This window comes from Kribbella flavida DSM 17836 (assembly GCF_000024345.1).
Classification (GTDB): Bacteria; Actinomycetota; Actinomycetes; order Propionibacteriales; family Kribbellaceae; genus Kribbella; species Kribbella flavida.
Window position 1 is genome coordinate 5,294,373 of the sequence record NC_013729.1, and the last position, 19,958, is coordinate 5,314,330.

At 71.8% G+C, this 19,958-nt stretch carries 17 protein-coding genes; 10 read left to right on the top strand and 7 right to left on the bottom strand.

Translation table 11 applies throughout. From position 1 onward, the window contains the following. From KFLA_RS24360 to KFLA_RS24390, 7 genes are all read left to right on the top strand, one after another. Positions 1 to 1,914 carry a dipeptide/oligopeptide/nickel ABC transporter permease/ATP-binding protein gene (locus KFLA_RS24360; RefSeq protein WP_012922484.1) on the top strand — a complete coding sequence of 638 codons (1,914 nt, stop codon included), beginning with the start codon at positions 1 to 3 and terminating at the stop codon, positions 1,912 to 1,914. After that, positions 1,911 to 2,909 carry an ABC transporter ATP-binding protein gene (locus KFLA_RS24365; protein WP_012922485.1) on the top strand — a complete coding sequence of 333 codons (999 nt, stop codon included), beginning with the start codon at positions 1,911 to 1,913 and terminating at the stop codon, positions 2,907 to 2,909. The genes KFLA_RS24360 and KFLA_RS24365 overlap by 4 nt, the downstream gene beginning before the upstream one ends. Positions 2,910 to 2,937: 28 nt before the next feature. After that, a complete protein-coding gene (locus tag KFLA_RS24370) occupies positions 2,938 to 6,291 on the top strand; it encodes a serine hydrolase (protein ID WP_012922486.1) in 3,354 nt (1,117 codons plus the stop codon). 1 nt (position 6,292) lies between these two features. Beyond that, a complete protein-coding gene (locus KFLA_RS24375) occupies positions 6,293 to 7,477 on the top strand; it encodes a M20 family metallopeptidase (RefSeq protein ID WP_012922487.1) in 1,185 nt (394 codons plus the stop codon). Continuing rightward, positions 7,474 to 8,406 carry a hypothetical protein gene (locus KFLA_RS24380; RefSeq protein ID WP_012922488.1) on the top strand — a complete coding sequence of 311 codons (933 nt, stop codon included), beginning with the start codon at positions 7,474 to 7,476 and terminating at the stop codon, positions 8,404 to 8,406. The genes KFLA_RS24375 and KFLA_RS24380 overlap by 4 nt, the downstream gene beginning before the upstream one ends. Next, positions 8,403 to 9,509, top strand: a complete 1,107-nt coding sequence (gene menC / locus KFLA_RS24385; RefSeq protein WP_012922489.1) for an o-succinylbenzoate synthase — start codon at positions 8,403 to 8,405, stop codon at positions 9,507 to 9,509. The genes KFLA_RS24380 and menC overlap by 4 nt, the downstream gene beginning before the upstream one ends. Before the next feature lie 98 nt (positions 9,510 to 9,607). Further along, a complete protein-coding gene (locus KFLA_RS24390; protein ID WP_012922490.1) occupies positions 9,608 to 11,263 on the top strand; it encodes a PucR family transcriptional regulator in 1,656 nt (551 codons plus the stop codon). Positions 11,264 to 11,308: 45 nt separating this feature from the next. On the opposite strand, the gene KFLA_RS24395 is transcribed toward KFLA_RS24390, so the two are convergent. Further along, on the bottom strand, positions 11,309 to 11,797 hold the full coding sequence (locus KFLA_RS24395) for a hypothetical protein (RefSeq protein ID WP_012922491.1): 489 nt from the start codon (positions 11,795 to 11,797) through the stop codon (positions 11,309 to 11,311). A gap of 181 nt (positions 11,798 to 11,978) precedes the next feature. On the opposite strand from KFLA_RS24395, the gene KFLA_RS39435 reads away from it, so the two are divergent. Further along, positions 11,979 to 12,101 (top strand): hypothetical protein, encoded by a 123-nt coding sequence (locus KFLA_RS39435; RefSeq protein WP_272941266.1) that lies wholly within the window; start codon positions 11,979 to 11,981, stop codon positions 12,099 to 12,101. Positions 12,102 to 12,124: 23 nt separating this feature from the next. Here the strand turns inward: KFLA_RS39435 and KFLA_RS24400 are convergent, their stop codons facing one another. After that, positions 12,125 to 13,081, bottom strand: a complete 957-nt coding sequence (locus tag KFLA_RS24400; protein WP_012922492.1) for an electron transfer flavoprotein subunit alpha/FixB family protein — start codon at positions 13,079 to 13,081, stop codon at positions 12,125 to 12,127. Between the two features lie 15 nt (positions 13,082 to 13,096). Then, positions 13,097 to 13,879: an electron transfer flavoprotein subunit beta/FixA family protein gene (locus KFLA_RS24405; RefSeq protein WP_012922493.1), complete on the bottom strand. Its 783-nt coding sequence runs from the start codon at positions 13,877 to 13,879 to the stop codon at positions 13,097 to 13,099. A 143-nt stretch (positions 13,880 to 14,022) separates the two neighbouring features. Between KFLA_RS24405 and KFLA_RS24410 the strand changes: the two genes are divergently transcribed. Continuing rightward, positions 14,023 to 14,760, top strand: coding sequence for a class I SAM-dependent methyltransferase (locus KFLA_RS24410; protein ID WP_012922494.1), 738 nt, complete (start codon positions 14,023 to 14,025; stop codon positions 14,758 to 14,760). 147 nt (positions 14,761 to 14,907) lie between these two features. Next, complete coding sequence (locus KFLA_RS24415) at positions 14,908 to 16,173, top strand: hypothetical protein (RefSeq protein WP_012922495.1); 1,266 nt, start codon at positions 14,908 to 14,910, stop codon at positions 16,171 to 16,173. A gap of 49 nt (positions 16,174 to 16,222) precedes the next feature. Here KFLA_RS24415 and KFLA_RS24420 read toward each other — a convergent pair whose 3' ends face one another. Genes KFLA_RS24420 through KFLA_RS24435 form a run of 4 tightly spaced genes read right to left on the bottom strand, consistent with a single transcriptional unit; the run spans position 16,223 to position 19,854 of the window. Then, positions 16,223 to 17,209 carry a hypothetical protein gene (locus KFLA_RS24420; protein WP_012922496.1) on the bottom strand — a complete coding sequence of 329 codons (987 nt, stop codon included), beginning with the start codon at positions 17,207 to 17,209 and terminating at the stop codon, positions 16,223 to 16,225. Beyond that, a complete protein-coding gene (locus KFLA_RS24425) occupies positions 17,202 to 18,080 on the bottom strand; it encodes an acyltransferase (protein ID WP_012922497.1) in 879 nt (292 codons plus the stop codon). The genes KFLA_RS24420 and KFLA_RS24425 overlap by 8 nt, the downstream gene beginning before the upstream one ends. A 20-nt stretch (positions 18,081 to 18,100) precedes the next feature. Continuing rightward, the gene (locus tag KFLA_RS24430) at positions 18,101 to 19,060 is read right to left on the bottom strand and encodes a class I SAM-dependent methyltransferase (RefSeq protein WP_012922498.1); all 960 of its coding nucleotides are present in this window, start codon (positions 19,058 to 19,060) and stop codon (positions 18,101 to 18,103) included. Between the two features lie 14 nt (positions 19,061 to 19,074). Then, entirely contained in the window at positions 19,075 to 19,854 is a 780-nt protein-coding gene (locus KFLA_RS24435) for an enoyl-CoA hydratase/isomerase family protein (protein ID WP_012922499.1), read from the bottom strand. Positions 19,855 to 19,958: the final 104 nt, after the last annotated feature.

Here is a 19,958-nt window from a genome sequence, read left to right on the forward strand (position 1 = left end):
ATGCCGACGAATCGCCGGCGCGGCTGGTCCGCCGTACTCCGGACGCCGCTGGGTCTCAGCGCGGGCGTGCTGCTGCTCGCCGTGCTCGCGCTGGCCGTGCTCGCTCCGATGCTGTGGAACGACCAGGCCAGTGCCATCGACACCGATCATCTGCTCGAGGGCTCCTCGGCGCAGCACTGGCTCGGCACCGACAACCTGGGGCGCGACATCTTCTACCGCGTCCTGGTGGCGACGAGGCAGTCGATCGGCCTGGCCCTGCTGGCCACCGCGATCGCGGTGCTGACCGGTCTCCTGCTCGGTACGGCGCCCGCCGTGCTCGGCCGCCGCTCGGGCCGGCTGGCGACGGCGGTTGTGAACGTCGCGGTCGCGTTCCCCGGACTGCTGCTCGCGCTGTTCTTCGCGGTCGTCTTCGGTGTCGGCGCGAAGGGCGCGGTGCTGGCGATCGGGTTCGCCGGCGCGCCGGCCTTCGCGCGGCTGACGCAGACCCTGGTCGCCGGGGTCGCGGCCCGTGACTTCGTGGCCGCCGCCCGGATCGCCGGGGTCGGCCGGATCCGCCTGCTGGTCCGGCACATCCTGCCGAACATCGCCGAGCCGCTGGTGGTCAACGCGACGATCGGCGCCGGGGGTGCGCTGCTGGCGTTCTCCGGCCTGTCGTTCCTCGGGCTGGGCGTGCAGGCGCCGGCGTACGACTGGGGCCGGCTGATGGGCGAGAGCCTGAACAGCATCTACGTGCATCCGGCCGCCGCCCTGGCACCGGGTGTCGCGGTGGTCGTCGCGGGGCTCGCGTTCAACCTGTTCGGCGAAGCGGTGGCGAAGCTCCTGGGCGTCGAGACGATCGGCCCGGGCCGGTACGCGCGGCGTCGCGGCGCACCGGTCGAGCCGGTCGTGCCGACCGCGCAGTACGTCGTCGAGGACGTCGTGCTGTCGGTCCGGGACCTGCGGGTCAGCTTCCCCGGTCCGCAGGGGCCGGTCACCCCGGTGCGCGGCGTCAGCTTCACGATCGGCCACGGCGAGGCCGTCGGCGTCGTCGGCGAGTCGGGCTCGGGCAAGAGCCTGACCGCGCTGGCCGTCGCGCAGCTCATCGAGTCACCCGGCACGGTGACCGCCGAACGCTTCGACTTCCTCGGTGAGCCCGTGCTCGAGCTGACCGAGGCCGAACGGCGACGGCTGCTCGGGACGTCGTTCGCGATGGTCTTCCAGGACCCGGCGACGTCGTTCAACCCGACCATGCGGGTCGGCAGCCAACTGGCGGAGGGCGCTCGCGAGCACCAGGGCCTGAGCCGGCGGCAGGCGATGGCCCGCGCGGTCGACCGGTTGCGCGCGGTCCGGGTGCCGGCCGCGGAACGCCGGGCCCGGCAGTACCCGCACGAGTTCTCCGGCGGCATGCGGCAACGGGCGATGATCGGCATGGGCCTGATGGGCGAGCCCGCGCTGATCGTGGCTGACGAACCCACCACTGCCCTGGACGTGACCGTGCAGCGGCAGGTACTGCGGCTGCTGGAGTCGATCCGGACCGCGGACGACGTGGCGTTGCTGCTGATCAGCCACGACATCACCGTGATCGGCCAGGTCTGCGACCGGGTGCTGGTGATGTACGCCGGGCGGATCGTCGAGGACCTCCCGGTGAGCGCCCTGGCCACCGGGGCGGCCCGGCATCCGTACACCCGGGCGTTGCTCGCCGCGGTCCCGGATCTCGACACCGATCTCGACCAGCCGCTCGCGGTGATCCCCGGCCGCCCGGTGGATCCGGCGCGGGTACCGGCCGGCTGTGCCTTCGCCGCGCGCTGCGAGTTCGCCACCGACCGGTGCCGGACGGAGAACCCGGAGCTGACCGGAGCCGACGGGCATCAGGTCGCCTGCTGGCACCCTCAGTTGCAGGAGCTCGGACGGCCGCTACGGATGGGACAGCGATGAGTGAGCTCAGGTTCGAACAGGTGACCGTGCGGTTCGGCACCGGCAGCCGGGCGATGACGGCGGTGGACTCGGTCGATCTGACGATTCCGTCCGGGCAGGTCGTCGGCCTGGTCGGTGAGTCCGGGTCCGGCAAGTCGACGCTGGCCCGGGCGGCGGTCGGCCTGACCGAGCTGGCCGGTGGACGGATCCTGCTGGGCGGCGTACCGCTGCGGCACCGGGCCCGGGGGCCGCGACCGTTGCAGTTGGTGTTCCAGGACCCGTACTCGTCGCTGGATCCACGGATGAGCATCGGCGACTCGATCGCGGAGGCGATCCCGCGGACCGGTCCGCTGTCGGGCGGCTCGGCGCGCTCGGCCGAGGTGGGCCGGCTGCTGGAGCTGGTCGATCTCGACCCGGACCGGGCCTCGGCGCATCCCGGCGTGCTGTCCGGTGGCCAGCGGCAACGGGTCGCGCTGGCCCGGGCGCTGGCCGGGCAGCCCGACGTCATCCTGGCCGACGAGATCACCTCCGCCCTCGACGTCTCCGTCCAGGGCACGGTGCTGAACCTGGTCCGCGAACTGCAGCGGCGGTTGCGGCTGTCGATGCTGTTCATCTCGCACAACCTGGCGGTCGTGCGCTACGTCAGCGACTACATCGCCGTGATGTACCTCGGCCGGATCGTCGAGTTCGGTCCGGCCGCGGACGTGCTGGCCGATCCCCAGCACCCCTACACCCGCGACCTGCTCGCCGCCGCGCCCCGGCGCGGCACGTTGACCCTGGACGCCGAGGAGACCGATGCCGCCCTGCGGGCCGTCGCCGACGCCGAGCCGGCCGACCCGCACCATCCGCCGGCCGGTTGCCGCTTTCATCCCCGCTGTCCGGTCGGTCCGCTGGTCCGGCCTGACCGCGAGCTGTGCCTGACCGTCGATCCCACCCCCGAGGCCGCGAAACGCCGGCACCACACCGCCTGCCACTACGCGGCGACCGCCCTGCAAGCGGTCGACCACGTCCAGTGAACCTGCTCGTTCCCAAGGAGGAGTCGTCGTGACCCGACGTCCGCGCATCGAAGACCTGACCGAGTTCGCCGTACCCGAGCAGGTCGCCCTGTCGCCCGACGGCAATCAGGTGGTCTACGTCCTGCGAACCATCGACGCGGCGGCCGACCGCACCGAGCACGCCCTCTGGCGGGTTCCGTCGGCCGGTGGCGAGGCACGGCGGCTCACCCGGGGCACCAGCGACCGCGCACCCGCCTGGTCCCCGGACGGTACGAAGCTCGCCTTCCTGCGTGCGCAGGACGGACCGCCGCAGTTGTGGCTGCTGCCGGCCGACGGCGGCGAGCCGGAGCAGCTCACCACGCTGCCGCTCGGTGCCGGTACGCCGTCATGGAGTCCGGACGGCGAGCGGATCGCGTTCAGCTCGGCGGTCGACATCGCCGCGGCCGCGGACGAGGACGACGAGACCCGCGAGCGGCGCGGCCACGCGCCGATCGTCACCGAGCGGCTCGACTACCAGGCCGACGGCGCCGGGCTGCTGCGCACGATCCGCCAGCACCTGCACGTCGTGGACGTCGCCTCGAAGAAGTGCCGGCAGGTGACCGAGGGCGACTGGCACGCGGGCGACCCGTCCTGGTCCCCCGACAGCCGCAAACTCGCCTTCGGCGCCGGCACGGCCCCGGATGCGGACCTGCGGCCGACGGCTCCGGCCTACCTGCTGGACGTCTCGGACGAGAAAGCGACACCTCAGCTCGCCGGCCTCACCGAGGGCCTGGCCGGACCGATCCTGTGGACCGCGGACAGCGCGGCGCTGATCGTCGTCGGCACCTCGGACGGCCCGGTCGGCCACGCCGGACTGCTGCGGCTCCCGCTCGACGGCGGCGAGGTGTCCAACCTGGCGGCTCCGCTCGACCGCAACGTGATGCCCGGCGGCCCAGGGTACCCGGGAGCGTTGCCGGTGCTCGTCGACGACGGCGGGACCGTCCTGTTCTGCGTCCGCGACCGCGGCTGCACCCACCTGTACGCCGTACCGGTCGACGGTGGCGCGCCGCGGCACGTGCTCGGGGGGCCCGGCGACATCGTCTCCGGCTTGTCCGTCGCCAACGGCCAGGCGGTCGTCGTGCTGACCACGGCCACGTCGTACGGCGAGGTCGTGAAGGTGGATCTCAGCTCAGGCGAGGCGCAGACGCTGACCGAGCACAGTGCCGATGTCGCCGAGGTGTTCCCGAGGGTCGAGCGCGAGTTCACCGTGTCGGACGGGACCAAGGTTTCCGGCTGGCTGATCCGTGATCCCGACGCCGCCCAGCCGCAGCCGCTGCTGCTCGACGTGCACGGCGGTCCGCACAACGCCTGGAACGGCGCGGCCGACGAGGCCCACCTCTACCACCAGGAACTGGCCGCCCGGGGGTGGGCGATCCTGCTGGTCAACCCACGCGGGAGCGACGGCTACGGCGAGCAGTTCTTCACCGCGGCGCTGGGCCACTGGGGCACCGCCGACGCCGCCGACTTCCTCGAGCCGCTGGACGAGCTCGTTGCCGAAGGCATCGCTGATCCGAAGCGTCTGGCGGTCGCCGGGTACAGCTACGGCGGCTTCATGACCTGCTACCTGACCAGCCGCGACGACAGGTTCGCGGCGGCGGTCGCCGGCGGGGTGGTCAGCGACCTGACCAGCATGGCGGGCACCTCCGACAGCGGGCACTTCCTCAGCGCCTACGAGCTCGGCGGACCGCCGGAGCCCGAGCGGTACGCCGAGATGTCGCCGCTCAGCAAGGTCAACGACGTGCGCACACCGACGCTTGTCCTGCACGGCGCCGCCGACGCTCGCTGCCCGATCGGCCAGGCCGAGCAGTGGCACACCGCGCTACGCGAGCAGGGCGTTCCGGCGCAGCTGGTGCTGTACCCCGACGCCGATCACCTGTTCATCATCCAGGGCCGTCCGTCGCACCGGCTCGACTTCAACCGCCGCATCCGCGACTGGGTCGACCAGTACGCCGGGGACGTGGCCGGGCCGCGCCGGCCGCGGATCGACGCGCAGCACTGGCAGCGCCGGCTGACCACGCTCGCCGCGCGGCACGGCGTACCGGGGGCGACGCTCGGGATCCTGCGCGTGCGGGTCGGGGTGGAGGACGAGCTCGTCGAGGCGGCGACCGGCGTACTGAACAAGGACACCGGGGTCCCGGTCACCACCGATTCGCTGTTCCAGATCGGCTCGATGACGAAGGTGTGGACGGCGACGCTGGCCCTGCAACTGGTGGACGAAGGGCTGCTGGAGCTCGACGCCCCGATCGCCGACGTGCTGCCCGAGCTGGCACTGCGCAACCCGGACGTCGCCAAGCAGGTGACGATGCGCCACCTGCTCACCCACACGAGTGGCATCGACGGCGACGTCTTCACCGACACCGGCCGGGGCGACGACTGCCTCGAGAAGTACGTCGACCTGCTGGCCGAGGTGGATCAGAACCACCCGCTCGGCGCGACCTGGTCGTACTGCAACTCGGGCTTCTCACTGGCCGGCCGGGTGATCGAGAAGCTGACCGGCGGCAGCTGGGACCAGGCGTTGCGCGACCGCCTGTACAAGCCGCTCAAGCTGGAGCACACCGTGACGCTGCCCGAGGAGGCGCTGCTGTACCGGGCCGCTGTCGGGCACGTCGGCGAACCCGGCCAGGAGCCCAGCCGGGCGCCGGTGTGGGGACTCCCCCGCGCCCTCGGCCCGGCCGGACTGGTCACGTCGACGGCTGCCGACGCGCTTGCCTTCGCTCGGATGCACCTGACCGGCGGTCTGGCCGCCGACGGCACCCGGGTGCTCAGCGAGGAGTCGGTCGCGGCGATGGCCGACAAGCACGCCGACCTGCCGGACAAGTACTCGCTGGGTGACTCGTGGGGTCTCGGCTGGATCCGGTTCGGCTGGGACGGGCACCGGCTGATCGGTCACGACGGCAACACCATCGGCCAGGCGGCGTTCCTGCGGGTACTGCCGGAGCAGGGCCTCGCGGTGACGCTGCTCACCAACGGCGGCAACGCCCGGGACCTGTACGAGGACCTGTACCGCGAGATCTTCGCGGAGCTGGCCGACGTGGCGATGCCGCGTCCGCTGGCGCCCCCGGCCGAGTCGGTGGAAGTGGACGTCCACCGTCATGTCGGCCGCTACGACCGGGCCAGCGTGCTCGGCGAGGTCTTCGTCCGCGACGGTCAGGCGGTGCTGCGGCAGACCATCACCGGGCCGCTCGCGGAGCTGATGCCGGACCCGGTGCACGAGTTCGTGATGACGCCGGTGGACGACTCCGGCGACCTGTTCGTCGTCCGTGAGCCGGAATCGCTGACCTGGAGCCCGGTGACCTTCTACTCGCTGCCGACCGGCGAGCAGTACCTGCACTTCGGCGTCCGGGCCACCCCGAAAGTTGGTTGACATGGGCAACGAAACTGCGACCGTGCCGCCCGGGTCGCTGCCCGAGCTGCTCGCCGACCTGGAGGCGCTGGTGACCTGTGAGTCGCCGTCGCAGGACCTGGCCGCGGTGGCCCGCAGCGCCGACCTGGTCGCCGCGATCGGGACGCGCCGGCTCGGCGTCGAGCCCGAGCGGCTGGTGCTCGACGGGCGCAGCCACCTGCGCTGGCGGCTCGGGACCGGCGACCGGCGGGTGCTGCTGCTGGGCCATCACGACACGGTCTGGCCGCTGGGTTCGCTGGCCGACCACCCGTTCACGATCGAGCACGGCGTACTGCGTGGGCCGGGCTGCTTCGACATGCTGGCCGGCCTGGCGATGGCGTTCCAGGCGGTCGCTGCCCTGCCGGACCCCGACGGCGTCACGCTGCTGGTCACCGGCGACGAGGAGCTCGGCTCACCGTCGTCGCGGGAGCTGATCGAGGGCGAGGCGAAGGGATGCCTCGCCGCTCTCGTGCTCGAGGCGTCCGCCGACGGAGGCGCGCTGAAGACCGAACGCAAGGGCGTCTCCCGCTACCAGGTCACGGTGCACGGCCGCGCGGCGCACGCCGGGCTGGAGCCGGAACGGGGCGTGAACGCGTCGATCGAGGCCGCTCATCAGGTGCTCGCGATCAGCGCGCTCGCCGACCCGGCGCAAGGCACCACGGTGACGCCGACCGTGCTCACCGCCGGGACGTCGTCGAACACGGTGCCCGCGGTGGCGACCTTCGCGGTGGACGTCCGGGTCAGGAACGTCGAGGAGCAGCACCGGATCCAGGCCGCGATGCTGGCCCTGCGGCCGGTGCTGCCCGGGGCGTCGCTCGACGTCGAGGGCGGCCCGAACCGCCCTCCGCTGGAGCGCGCGGCCTCCGCGGACCTGTACCAGCGCGCGGGCCGGATCGCGGCCGAACTCGGTCTCGGTCGGCTGGCCGAGGCGGCGGTGGGTGGCGCGTCGGACGGCAATTTCACCGCCGGCGTCGGTACGCCGACTCTCGACGGCCTGGGCGCCGTCGGGGGTGGCGCCCACGCCGACCACGAGCACGTCCTGATCGCGGAGCTGCCGCGGCGCACGGCCCTGCTCACGGCCCTCGTCGCCGAACTGCTCGGCACGGATCGGCACGCAGTACCAGGCGGTGAGGACGCGCGCGTGACGTCCGGTGTGGACCGACCATGAGTGCTTCCGACAAGCTCACCGTGCCGGGGCCGTCGACCGATCTGCTCGGTGGGTCGCCGCTGTCCGCGGCGGACGCACCGGTGCTGGCCGCGGAAGCCGCCGCGGTGGCGGCCGGCGTACGGATTCGTGAGCTGGTGGCGCTGCCCGATCTGGACGCCGTCTACCGCCTGTACGACGGGATCTGGCGGCCGGACCCGAAGAATCCGCCGGTGACGACCGAGCTGCTGCGCGCCCTCACGAAGGCGGGCAACTACGTCGCCGGTGCCTACGACGGCGACGACCTCGTCGGGGCGTGCGTCGGCTTCTTCGCGGCACCCTCCGAGGGCGCCCTGCACAGTCACGTGGCGGGGGTGTCCGGCACGGCGCGCGGCCGGAGCGTCGGGTTCGCGCTCAAGACGCACCAACGGGCGTGGGCACTGGCGCGGGGCGTCGGCACGATCGCCTGGACGTTCGACCCGCTGGTCCGGCGGAACGCGTACTTCAACATCGCCAAGCTCGCCGCCCGGCCGACGGAGTACCTGACCAACTTCTACGGCGACATGCGCGACGGCATCAACACCGGCGGCGACACCGATCGCCTGCTGGTGCGGTGGGAGCTCGACGCCCCAGGCGTCGCCGCCGCCTCGGCCGGAACAGCCTGTGCCGCGGACGCCGACGCGGAACTGGCCGAGGGCGCGGTCGTCGGGCTGTCCTCCTCGCCGGCCGGCTGGCCTGTCGTCGGCAATCTCGCCGGAGGCACCGTGCTGGTCGCCGTACCGCCTGACATCGAAGTCCTGCGCGGGACCGAGCCGGACGCCGCGCAGGCCTGGCGTACCGCGGTCCGCGAGGCGCTCGGCACGCTGCTCGCCGAAGGCGCGACGGTGACCGGCTTCGACCGGGCCGGGTGGTACGTGCTGACCAGACCATCGACGAAGGGAATCGCACGATGAAGCTGACCGGAGTCGAGCTCCGCCGGATCCAGATGCCACTGGTGTCGCCGTTCCGGACGTCGTTCGGGACCGAGACCAGCCGGGACGCGCTGCTGGTCCGCGTCGTCACCGCCGACGCGGAGGGCTGGGGCGAGTGCGTGGCGATGGCCGACCCGCTCTACTCCTCGGAGTACGTGGACGCCGCGGCCGACGTGCTGCGGCGGTTCCTGATCCCCACGCTGGCCGGCCTCGACCGGTTGGACGCGGCGGCGGTCGGTCCGGCGCTGGCGAAGTTCTCCGGCCACCGGATGGCGAAGGCCGCGCTGGAGACCGGCGTCCTGGACGCGGAGCTCCGCGCGCAGGGACGGCCGCTCGCCCGCGAGCTCGGGGCGGTGCACGACCGGGTCCCGTGCGGGGTGTCGGTCGGGATCATGGCGTCGGTCGGCGAACTGCTCGACGCGGTCCAGGGCTATCTGGAGGACGGCTACGTCCGGATCAAGCTGAAGATCCAGCCCGGCTGGGACGTCGAGCCGGTCGCGGCGGTGCGGGAGCGGTTCGGCGACGACGTGCTGCTGCAGGTCGACGCCAACACGGCGTACACGGTGGGGGACGCGCGGCACCTGGCCCGGCTCGATCCGTACGACCTGCTGCTGATCGAGCAGCCGCTGGACGAGGAGGACCTGCTCGGCCACGCGGCCCTCGCCCAGCAGCTCAAGACACCGATCTGCCTCGACGAGTCGATCACCTCGGCGCGGGCAGCCGCGGCAGCCATCACCCTCGGGGCGTGCTCGATCGTCAACGTGAAGCCCGGGCGGGTCGGTGGCTACCTGGAGGCCCGGCGCGTCCACGACGTCTGTGTCGCGCACGGCGTACCGGTCTGGTGTGGCGGCATGCTCGAGACCGGCCTGGGCCGTGCTGCCAACGTCGCGCTGGCCGCGCTGCCGGGCTTCACGCTGCCGGGCGACACATCCGCGTCCGATCGCTACTACCGGACGGACATCACCACGCCGTTCCGGCTGGTCGACGGTCAGCTGCCCGTACCCACCGGCCCGGGTATCGGCGTCGAGCCGCTCCAGGACGAACTCGACGCGGTGACCACCGCGACGGAGTGGATTCCTGCGTGAGCCGTTGGTCGTGCCGACGAAGCGAGCGCGTGATCTTGTCGGCGGCAACGAACTAGGCTGGAGGCCTGGCTTCCAGCTTCGGGAAGGTGCTGCTTTCCGTGACGAATCGACCGCGCGCCAGCCTCGGACGGGTTCTCGACGACCTGGGCGCCACCCTGCTCGAGCTGTTGCACGGCGATCCGGACCTGCCCGTCGAGATCGGCGGCGTCGTCACGCACGACCCCGTGGACGAGCCGCCGATGCCGCGGCACGCCCTGGTGCTCGGGGTCGGCCTGCGCGACCCGCTGGTCATCGCGGCGTTGCTGCGGGAGCTCGGCGCTCAGCAAGCCGCCGGTCTGGTCGTCCGGGTGCCGCTGCTGTCCCACGAGGCTGTCACCAGCGCCGTGGCCGACTCCGGGGTCGCGCTGCTCGGGCTGACCCGCGGCGCGTCCTGGGACCAGCTCGGCGTGCTGCTTCGCTCGTTGCTGGCCGACGGGGACGTGGGCGTGGCCGGAGCCGACACGCTGGGCGGCATGCCGGCCGGTGACCTCTTCGCGCTGGCGAACGCGGCCGCCGCCCTGCTCGACGCGCCGGTCACCATCGAGGACCGCAGCTCGCGCGTGCTGGCCTTCTCCGGACGGCAGGACGAAGCCGACACCGCCCGGGTGGAGACGATCCTCGGTCGGCAGGTGCCGCAACGGTTCTCGCGGATCCTGGCCGAGCAGGGCATCTTCCGCGAGCTCTACCGCACGGATCGCCCGGTGTACGTTCCGCCGCTGCCGGCCACCGAGAACGAGTTCACCATTCCCCGGATGGCCGTCGCGGTCCGGGCCGGCGACGAGATTCTCGGCTCGATCTGGGCCGCGGTGCACGGTCCGCTCAGCGAGGAACGGTCCCAGGCGTTGCGCGACGCGGCCAAGCTGGTGGCGATGCACATGCTGCGCATCCGGGCCGGCGCGGACGTCGAACGCCGGCTCCGGGCGGACCTGGTCAGCACGGCCCTCGAAGGCGGAGCCGGCGCTCGGGAAGCCCTGAACCGGTTGGGCCTGGCCGACCAGCCGGTCGCCGTACTGGCGCTGGGGATCTCGGAGCTGGCGGCGGGAACCGACTTCGGGGACGCCGGTCTGGTCACCGAGCGGCAACGCCTCGCGGACGCGTTCGCGATGCACCTCGGCGCGGTGCACCCGCGGTCGGCGGCCGCGCTGGTCGGCGACGTGGCGTACGGGTTGATTCCGGTGCACCGCGACCGCACGGACGGCGAAGCGCGGGCCGTCCGGCTCGGCACCGACTTCCTCGACCGGATCGGCGACCGGGTGACCGCGCAGATCGGCGTCGGCCCGGTGGTCCAGGACGCGTTCCGGCTGCCGCATGCCCGCGAGGGCGCCGACCGCGCGCTCCGGGTCCTCCGGGCCGGTCGCGGTACGCAACGGGTCGCCCGGATGACCGACGTCCACGTGGAAGCCCTGGTGCTGGAGCTCCGCGACCTCGTCGCCGCCCGGGGCGACCAGCCGACCGGCCCGGTTGCCCGCCTGTTCGCGTACGACGCCCAGCACAACACCAATCTGGTGGAAACCCTGCGCGCCTGGCTGGACGCGTTCGGCGACGTGATCGCGGCGGCCGCGTCCCTCTACGTGCACCCCAACACCTTCCGCTACCGGCTCCGCCGCCTCGCCGAGGTCGGCGAGCTCGACCTCGACGACCCCGAAGCCAGGTTCGCCGCCATGCTGCAACTCCGCGTCGTCGCCCCGCCTCCGCCCCCGACGAGCGCTAGCTGACAGGACATCGCCCACGACCTCCCCAACGGTCCCACCAGACACGCCCTAGTCGACCTGGTGCCTACCTGCGCTCCAGTTCATCGCCTTCGGGAATGCCCTGTTCACCAGGAAGCACGCGACGAGGGCTCCGCAGGCCATGGCGATGAGCGGCGCCACCGCCGTCCACCACCTCGCGCTGGACGGCGGTGCGTCGACCGGGCGGTTGTTGGCCGGATCCCGAGGATCGACGAGCAGACTCAGCGTCGACCCCGAGCCGATGCCGACATTCGACGGACGCTCGGAGAGGTCGACCTCGATCACCCGGCCGTCGTCGAGTTCGACACGCACCTCGCGCGCGATCCCGAGCCGGCCCTGTTTGGTGATGTCCACAACCCGCCCCGAGACGATCTGACCGTCCTGCCGAAGCCGTTCTTCCTGCGGGCTCTGCGCCTTGATGTCCCAGGTAACCAGACCCGCGCCACACAGACACACCAGCGCAGACAGCAAAAGCCCGATCATCAGACGCCGCGGCGACCTCACCTCGACTCGCACCATCCTGACCTCTCCGCCGCACCGGTACCGCGGGCCTGTCTACCACATCAACCGGACCAGACACCCTGTCTTCGAGCAGGGTGCGGCCGGTGGGCGCACCGACTACGCCGACCGCGTCGCGGACGCCGAGGCTGCCCTTCGCGCCCTGACCTGAACCACGACGACGGCGTTCACGGAGGCGGGCGTGGTTCTGCCTGCTGCCGTGGATCGAGGCGGGTCCGTCCGCCGTCCTGGGGACGCCGGCGTCGGCGGCGTCGTCGTCCTGGGGACCCCGGACCTGGCGGGGGCCCGGCACCTGGTGTGGTGACGGGCCCCGGTGGTGCGGGTGGATCAGGACTTGCGCTTGGTGACCTCTTCGGTGGCGGCCGGCAGCACCTTGTGCAGGTCGCCGACGACGCCGAAGTCCACCAGCTCGAAGATCGGCGCTTCCTCGTCCTTGTTCACCGCGACGATGGTCTTCGAGGTCTGCATGCCGGCCCGGTGCTGGATCGCGCCGGAGATGCCCGCCGCGACGTACAGCTGCGGCGAGACGGTCTTGCCGGTCTGGCCGACCTGGTAGGCGTGCGGGTACCAGCCGGAGTCGACGGCCGCGCGGGACGCGCCGACGGCGGCACCGAGCGAGTCGGCGAAGGCCTCGACCGGACCGAAGTCACCACCGGTCCCCCGACCGCCGGACACGATGATGGCGGCCTCGGTGAGCTCCGGACGACCGGTGGCCTCCCGGGGCTTGGACTCGGTGATGCGCGCGGTCTTGGCGGCGTCGGAGATCGAGACCTCGAACTCCTCCACCTCCGGGCCGGTCTCGGCCACCTCGGGGGTCGCCGCGTTCGGCTTGACGGTGATGATCGGCGTGCCGTGGGTGACCTTGGCCTGCACGGTGTAGTTGCCGGCGAAGACCGACTGGGTGGTCACCGGGCCGTCGTCGCCGGCCTGGACGTCGACGGCGTCGGTGATCAGGCCGGACTCCAGCTTGACCGCGAGCCGCGCGGCGATCTCCTTGCCCTCGGCGCTCGACGGGATCAGGATGACGGCCGGCTCCACCTTGGCCGCGACCTGCTGCAGCGCCTCGGCCTTCGGGGCCACCAGGTACTGGCCGAGCTCGGCGTCGGTCAGCGCGATCACCTTGGTGGCGCCGTACTGGCCGAGCGCGGGCAGCGCGTCCGTGACACCGGCACCGATGTAGACGGCGACCGGCTCACCGAGGCGGCGGGCGATGGTCAGCAGCTCCGCGGTCGTCTTGCGGACCTTGCCACCGACGTGGTCAACGAGAACGAGAACGTTCGACATGAACTGAATCGCCCCTCAGAGGAACTTGCTGGTGGACAGGAACTCGACGAGCTGGGTAGCGCCGCTACCGTCCTCGTCGGTGACGATCGTGCCGGCCGAACGCGGCGGGCGGGCGGTCACCTCGGTGACCTCGGTCCAGGCCGCGGCGGTGCCGACCTGGTCCGGCGAGATCTCCAGGTCGGCCAGTGACCAGGTCTCGACCGGCTTCTTCTTCGCGGCCATGATGCCCTTGAACGACGGGTAGCGCGGCTCGTTGGCCTGGTCGCTGACGCTCAGCACCAGCGGCAGCTTGCCCTCGATCGTGTCGCTGGCGGCGTCGCCGTCGCGGCGGATCCGGACGGTGTCGCCGTCCACGCTCACCTCGGAGCCGAGGGTGACGGCGGGCAGACCGAGCCGCTCGGAGACCATCGCCGGCACGACACCCATGGTGCCGTCGGTCGAGCCCATGCCGAACACGACCAGGTCGGCCTCCAGCTTGGCCAGCGCCTTGGCCAGGATCAGCGAGGTGCCGACCGCGTCGGAGCCGTGGATGGCGTCGTCGAGCACGTGGACGCCGGCGTCGGCGCCCATCTGCAGACCCTTCTTCACGGCGTCGGCGGCCTGCTCGGGGCCGACCGTGAGCACGGTCACCTCGGCGTCGCCGTTCTCCTTGACGGTCAGCGCGGCCTCGACGGCGTACTCGTCCAGCTCGGACAGCAGCCCGTCGACCCCGGCGCGGTCCACCGTGTTGTCCTCGGAGCGGAAGCGGCGGTCCGCGGTGGCATCCGGCACGAACTTCGCGCAGACGACGATCTTCATAGCGTGTGGGACCCCTTCTGGTTAACGGTCACTCCCAGCGTGCCACGGATGTTACTCGCGAGAAACATAAGCTGCGTGCGAGTCCCATCACAGTCCGGCCCGCGACCCGGCGGGCCGGGACGGGACACCCCTAGTCTGACGGGGTGACCGAGACGTTACCGCTTACCGGCGAACGGACTGCCCCGGGGATCTGGCACGAGAACTACTGGTTCGCGCGCCACGAGGCCGCCTACCGCTGGATCGCGGACACCCTGAGCCCGAACGGCCGTGTCCTCGACGCCGGCTGCGGCGAGGGCTACGGCGCGGAACTGCTCCGGCAAGCCGGCGCGGCCCCGGTGTTCGGTCTCGACTACGAAGGTACGACGCTTCGGCACGTCGCCAAGGCTTATCCACAGATCGGTCCGGTGCAGGGCAATCTCGTCCAGACCGGGTTCGCGGGCGCGAGCTTCGACCTGGTCACCTCCCTGCAGACCATCGAACATCTGTGGGAGCAGCCACGGTTCGTGGCGGAGTGCGCGCGGATCCTCGCCCCGGGCGGCACGCTCGTCCTGACCACCCCGAACACACTGACCTTCCCGGCCGGCAACTGGTACCACACCAAGGAGCTGACAGCCGCCGAGCTGGTCGACCTGGTCCGGGCCCACTTCGAGGTGGTCGACGTGCTCGGTCTCTGGCACGGCCCGCGGCTGTCGGCCTGGGAGGACGTCAACGGTTCCTGCGTCACTGCGCAACTGGCCGACGACCATCAGCACTGGCGCGCCGATCTGCAGGCGCTGGTGACGGGCACGTCGTACCGGGACTTCGAGATCCGGGCGGGCGCGATGGACGACAGCCTCGACCTCTTCGTGGTCGCCCGGAAGCCGGCCGACGACCCAGCGTGACCGCCCGGCGGTCGAACATCACGATCCACAGGGGATCGAGGCCCCTCACAACTTCAGATCTTCCCGGTGCATCTTTCCCTGTGACACAGTCTTGCTTCGCGCGTCGCCGCACGGCCTCGCCGAGATCCCGTGGGGGGAACTGATCACATGAAGAAACTCCTGCTCGCCGGCGGCGCCGTGGTCGCCGCCGTCGCGACGACGTTCGCGGCGGTGCTGACCGGCGGTCCGGCCGCCGGCTCGCCGATCGTGCACACGGTCGTCGTGTCACCGAACCCGTCCGACCTCACCCCCCGGGTGCAGGACGGCGCGGTCTACAAGATGCTGCAGCTCGGCGGGATCATGTTCGCCGGCGGCCAGTTCAGCAGCGTCAAGCCGTACAACAACTCGGCCACCGTCGCCCGGAACCGGCTGTTCGGCTTCAACCCGGTGACCGGCGGCCTGACCGGCTTCAAGGCCACCTTCAACTCCGAGGTCTGGGCGCTGGCCACCGACGGCAGGTCGCTGTGGGTCGGCGGGTACTTCACCACCGTCAACGGCGTGGCCCGGACCGGCGTGGTCAAGCTCGACCCGTACACCGGCGCCGTCGACCAGGCCTTCAACGCCCGGCTGACCGGGTCGGTCACCGACCTGGCGATCGTCAAGGGCCGACTCATCATGGGCGGCTCGTTCGGCAAGAAGCTGGCCGCGGTCAACCCGGCCACCGGTGGCGACACCGGCTACATCAATCTCGCCATCACCGGACGGCCGGCCAGCGAGGTCGCCGGCCCGACGAAGATCTTCCGGTTCGCCGCCAACCCGGCCGGCACCCGGCTGGCCGTGGTCGGCACGTTCACCGCGATCGGCGGTCAGGCCCGGCAGCGCGCCGCCCTGATCAATCTCGGCACCAGCTCGGCGACCGTCAGCGGCTGGTACTCCCCGCTGTTCGACAAGACCTGCAACAGCGCCCACCCGACCTGGACCCGGGACGTCGACTTCTCTCCCGACGGCACGTTCTTCGTCATCGTCACCACCGGCGGCGCCTTCCCGAACGACCGGACCCGGCTCTGCGACAGCGCCTCGCGCTGGAATGCCACCGACGTGCGGACGACGTACCCGGTCTGGGCGAACTACACCGGCGGCGACACGCTGCTGTCGGTCCAGGTCACCCGCGCGGCGGTGTACGTCCAGGGGCACCAGCGCTGGATGAACAACCCGGGCGGCGCGGACTTCGCCGGTCCCGGCGCGGTCTCCCGGCCCGGCATCGCGTCGCTCAACCCGACCCACGGCCTGGCGTACTCGTGGAACCCGACCAAGGACCGCGGCATCGGTGGCTACGACCTGCTGATCACCTCCGCCGGTCTGTGGGTCGGCTCCGACACCACCCGGATCGGCGGCGAGGTGCACGAGCGGCTCGCGTTCCTGCCGCTGCCCTGATCTGAGCAGGTGGCGGTTCCGGACGGAACCGCCACCTCGGCTCACCCGGTCAGGGCCGGACGAAGCGCTCCACGATCTTGCCGGCGATCAGGTAGACCAGCGCCGCGATGCCCCAGTTCACCAGCAGGGTATTCTTCGCGGTCTCCAGCCGGAACAGGTCCTTGAAGGGCCCGACCAGCTCGTGGCCGCGGGCCAGCACCCAGGCGACGATCTCGTTGCTCTGATTCGCCTGGTCGAGCGCGGTGAACAGCGCGCCCAGCGCGAGCACCGCAGCCGCCAGCACCGCGACCAGCCAGACCAGCGAAGCCACCAGGTTGCGGAGCTGCTTCACCCCGGAGCCGACCGACGCCATCGCCGCCCGGCTCTTGTCCGCGGCGGTCGAGCCCTTGCTTGCGGCGGTCTTGTCCCGGACCACCTTCGCCGTGTCCGACGCGGTTCCGGCCGTCGATTTGTTGCCTGCGGCACCAGTCGACGGGCGGGTGACCGGCTTGGTCACCGTCGTGTCCTCGGCCGGCGCCTCACCCTTCGCGGCAGCCTCGGCGGCGGCCGCCTCCTTCGCCTTCTGAGCCGCGACGATCTCCGCCGCGGTCCTCGGCTTGGACTTCGTCGTGGTCGCCGCGCGGTCGGTCACGCCTTGGGCCGCGGCCACTTCGGCCGGAGCGGTCGCGCCGGCCGGCGCCGCCGCCTGCTCGGCGTCGGCCGCCTTGGCCGCCTTCTCGTCCTGGGTTCCCACGTCGTCCATCTCCTCAGCCGGGGTCGGTTGCTCGTCCGCCACCTGCGCCGGCGTCCGCTTCCGCCGGTTGCCCGGGACCGGGCGGGGCGACAACCGCCGCCGTACGCCCACCACCGGGCGGGACTCCACACTGTCCAACGTAGCCACGTCCGGGGCGTCCGTCACGCTCGGCGCCGGCGCGGTCACCCGGTGCCGGGCCTGGCCTGGCGATCCGTCGGCCGCGGCCGGGTCGAGCGCCGTTCGGAGCTCGGCGGCAGCCGGCGTACCGGCCGGCAGCCGCGACCCGCCCGCCTGGTCAGCCACGCTGGTGCTCCTCTCCGCCGGTGTCCGGGACATACTGCCCGACTGGCGAGTAACTTGAGAACCCCTGGCGCGCGTCCGGCGCGTCGCCGACAGCCGGTCCCCCGTTACCCCTCGACGTGTCGCCGGAACCACCGGCCGCCTCAGCACCCACCTCGCCACCACCCGTTCCGTCCTGGCCGGCCGGCCGCACGGGCTGTCCCGCGCGCAGCCGGGCCGCCGTCTGCTCGTTCTCGCGGGCGAGTCCGGCCAGGTAGGCCCGGCGCTCCGCGTCCGCGGCGTACCGGCTGACCCGGTCCCGCACCACGACGGCCGGCACCCCGACCGCCACGGCGTACTCCGGAATGTTGCCACGGGCAACGCTGTTCGCGCCGATCACCGCGCCGCGGCCGATGTCGGCGCCGCGGGTGACGGTGACCTTGGTGGCCAGCCAGCAGTCCGGGCCGATCCGGACCGGGGACTTCACCAGCCCCTGGTCCTTGATCGGCAGGTCCAGGTCCTCGGTCTTGTGGTCGAAGTCGCAGATGTAGGTCCAGTCCGCGATCAGGGTGGAGGCGCCGATCTCGATGTCCAGGTAGCAGTTCACCGTCACGTCGCGGGCGAACACCACCTTGTCGCCGATCCGCAGCGTGCCCTCGTGCGCGCGCAGCCGGGTCTCGTCGCCCAGGTGCACCCACTTGCCGAGCACGATCCGGCCGTGCCCGGGCCGGGCGACGATCTCCAGCTTCTTGCCGAGAAAAACAAATCCCTCGGTGATCACCTGCGGGTGCCGCAGCTTGAACCAGGCGAACCGCCAGTAGCGCTTCAGGTAGTACGGCGTCCACGCCCGGTGGCGCACCACCCAGCGCAGGTTCTCGACCGACAACAACCGCATCAGACCAGTATGTACACCGGTCAGCGGGCGACGCCCGTGATCGACACGTTGTAGTACAGCTCGTCCGGAACCACCTGGGACAGCACCTTGTCGACCTTCGACAGCTGCAGCCACGACTTGTAGGCGAACATCCGCCAGCCGAACCCGAGCTTCTGCTCCGGCACGGCGGCCTCGAAGGTGCGGATCGGCCAGCCCACCCAGGCGGCCAGCAGCTCCTCGGTCACCGTCCGTACCTCGGACGCGCCGGCCCGCTCCGCCATCCGGGCCAGCGTGTCCGGGTCGAAGGTGTGCAGGTCGACGACGGCCTCCAGGGCGGCCGCGCGGGACGACTCGTCCAGCTCCGCCTGCGGACGGCGCCAGTCGGTCAGTGCCGGCAGCCTGGTCAGGTTGGTCGTCGCCCACCAGGTGAACCGCGACAGCCGCCGCGCCACGAAGTCGCCGTACCGGGTGGGTTCGCCGCAGATCACGAACCGGCCGCCGGGCTTGAGCACCCGCAGCATCTCCCGGAACGCCAGCTCGACGTCGGGAATGTGGTGGATCACCGCGTGGCCGATCACCAGGTCGAAGGTGTTGTCGTCGTACGGCAGCTTCTCGGCGTCGGCGACCTTGCCCTCGACCGCGAAGCCGAGCGTGTCGGCGTTGCGCTTGGCGGCCGCCACCATGCCCGGCGACAGGTCGGTGACGTGGGCCTCGTTCAGCACCCCGGCCAGCTTCAGGTTCAGCGTGAAGAAGCCGGTGCCGGCGCCGATCTCCAGCGACCTGCCGTACGGCCAGCCGTCGGTGCCGGCGATCGCGGTGAACCGGTCGCGGGCGTAGCTGACGCAGCGCTCGTCGTACGAGATCGACCACTTCTCGTCGTACGTCGAGGCTTCCCAGTCGTGGTAGAGAACCTGGGCCAGCTTGTTGTCGTTCCAGGCCGCCTCGACCTCTTCGGCGGTGGCGGCGGGCTTGTCGGCGGAGCCCTGAGATGTCGTGGTCATCAGCTTCCCTTGAACTAGTTGCCGGAGAACCGGGCCTTGCCGGGGCCGTTCTCGACGAAGGACTTCATCCCGGTCGCGCGGTCCTCGGTGGCGAACAGCGCGGCGAACTGCTGCCGCTCGATCTCCAGCCCGGTGTGCAGGTCGACCCCGAGCCCGGCGTCGATCGCCTGCTTGGCCGCCCGCAGCGCGAGCGCGGCGGCACCGGAGAACTGCCCGGCCCAGGCCACCGCCGCGTCGTACACCTCGGCGGCGGGCACGACCTGGTCGACCAGGCCGATCCGCAGCGACTCCGCGGTGTCGACGAACCGGCCGGTGTAGATCAGGTCCTTGGCCTTGGACGGGCCGATCAGCCGGGACAGCCGCTGCGTGCCGCCGGCGCCGGGAATGATGCCGAGCAGAATCTCGGGCTGACCGAGCTTCGCGTCCTCGGCGGCGATCCGGTAGTCGGCGCACAGCGCGAGCTCGCACCCGCCGCCGAGCGCGTAGCCGGTGATCGCCGCGACCGTCGGCTTCGGGATCGCGGCGACCGCGGACAGCGACGACTGCAGCGGACCGGAGCGCTTCACCATGTCCGGGTAGGACATCTCGGCCATCTCCTTGATGTCCGCACCGGCCGCGAACACCTTCTCGCCGCCGTAGATCACCACCGCGCGGACCTCGTCGTTCGTGCTCGCCTCGACGGCCGCGGCGCGGATCTCCTCCTGGACCTGGACGTTCAGCGCGTTCATCTTCGGCCGGTCCAGCCGGATCGTGCCGACGCCGTCGGCCACCGTCAGGTTGACGAACTCGCCCATCCCCACTCCTCCAGTCGGTCCTACCCGCGGGTCACATCCCCGGCACCGTACCGGACCAGGCGGTCGGGTTGTACTACCGGGAGGGCACTGCCTCCGGTACTGCG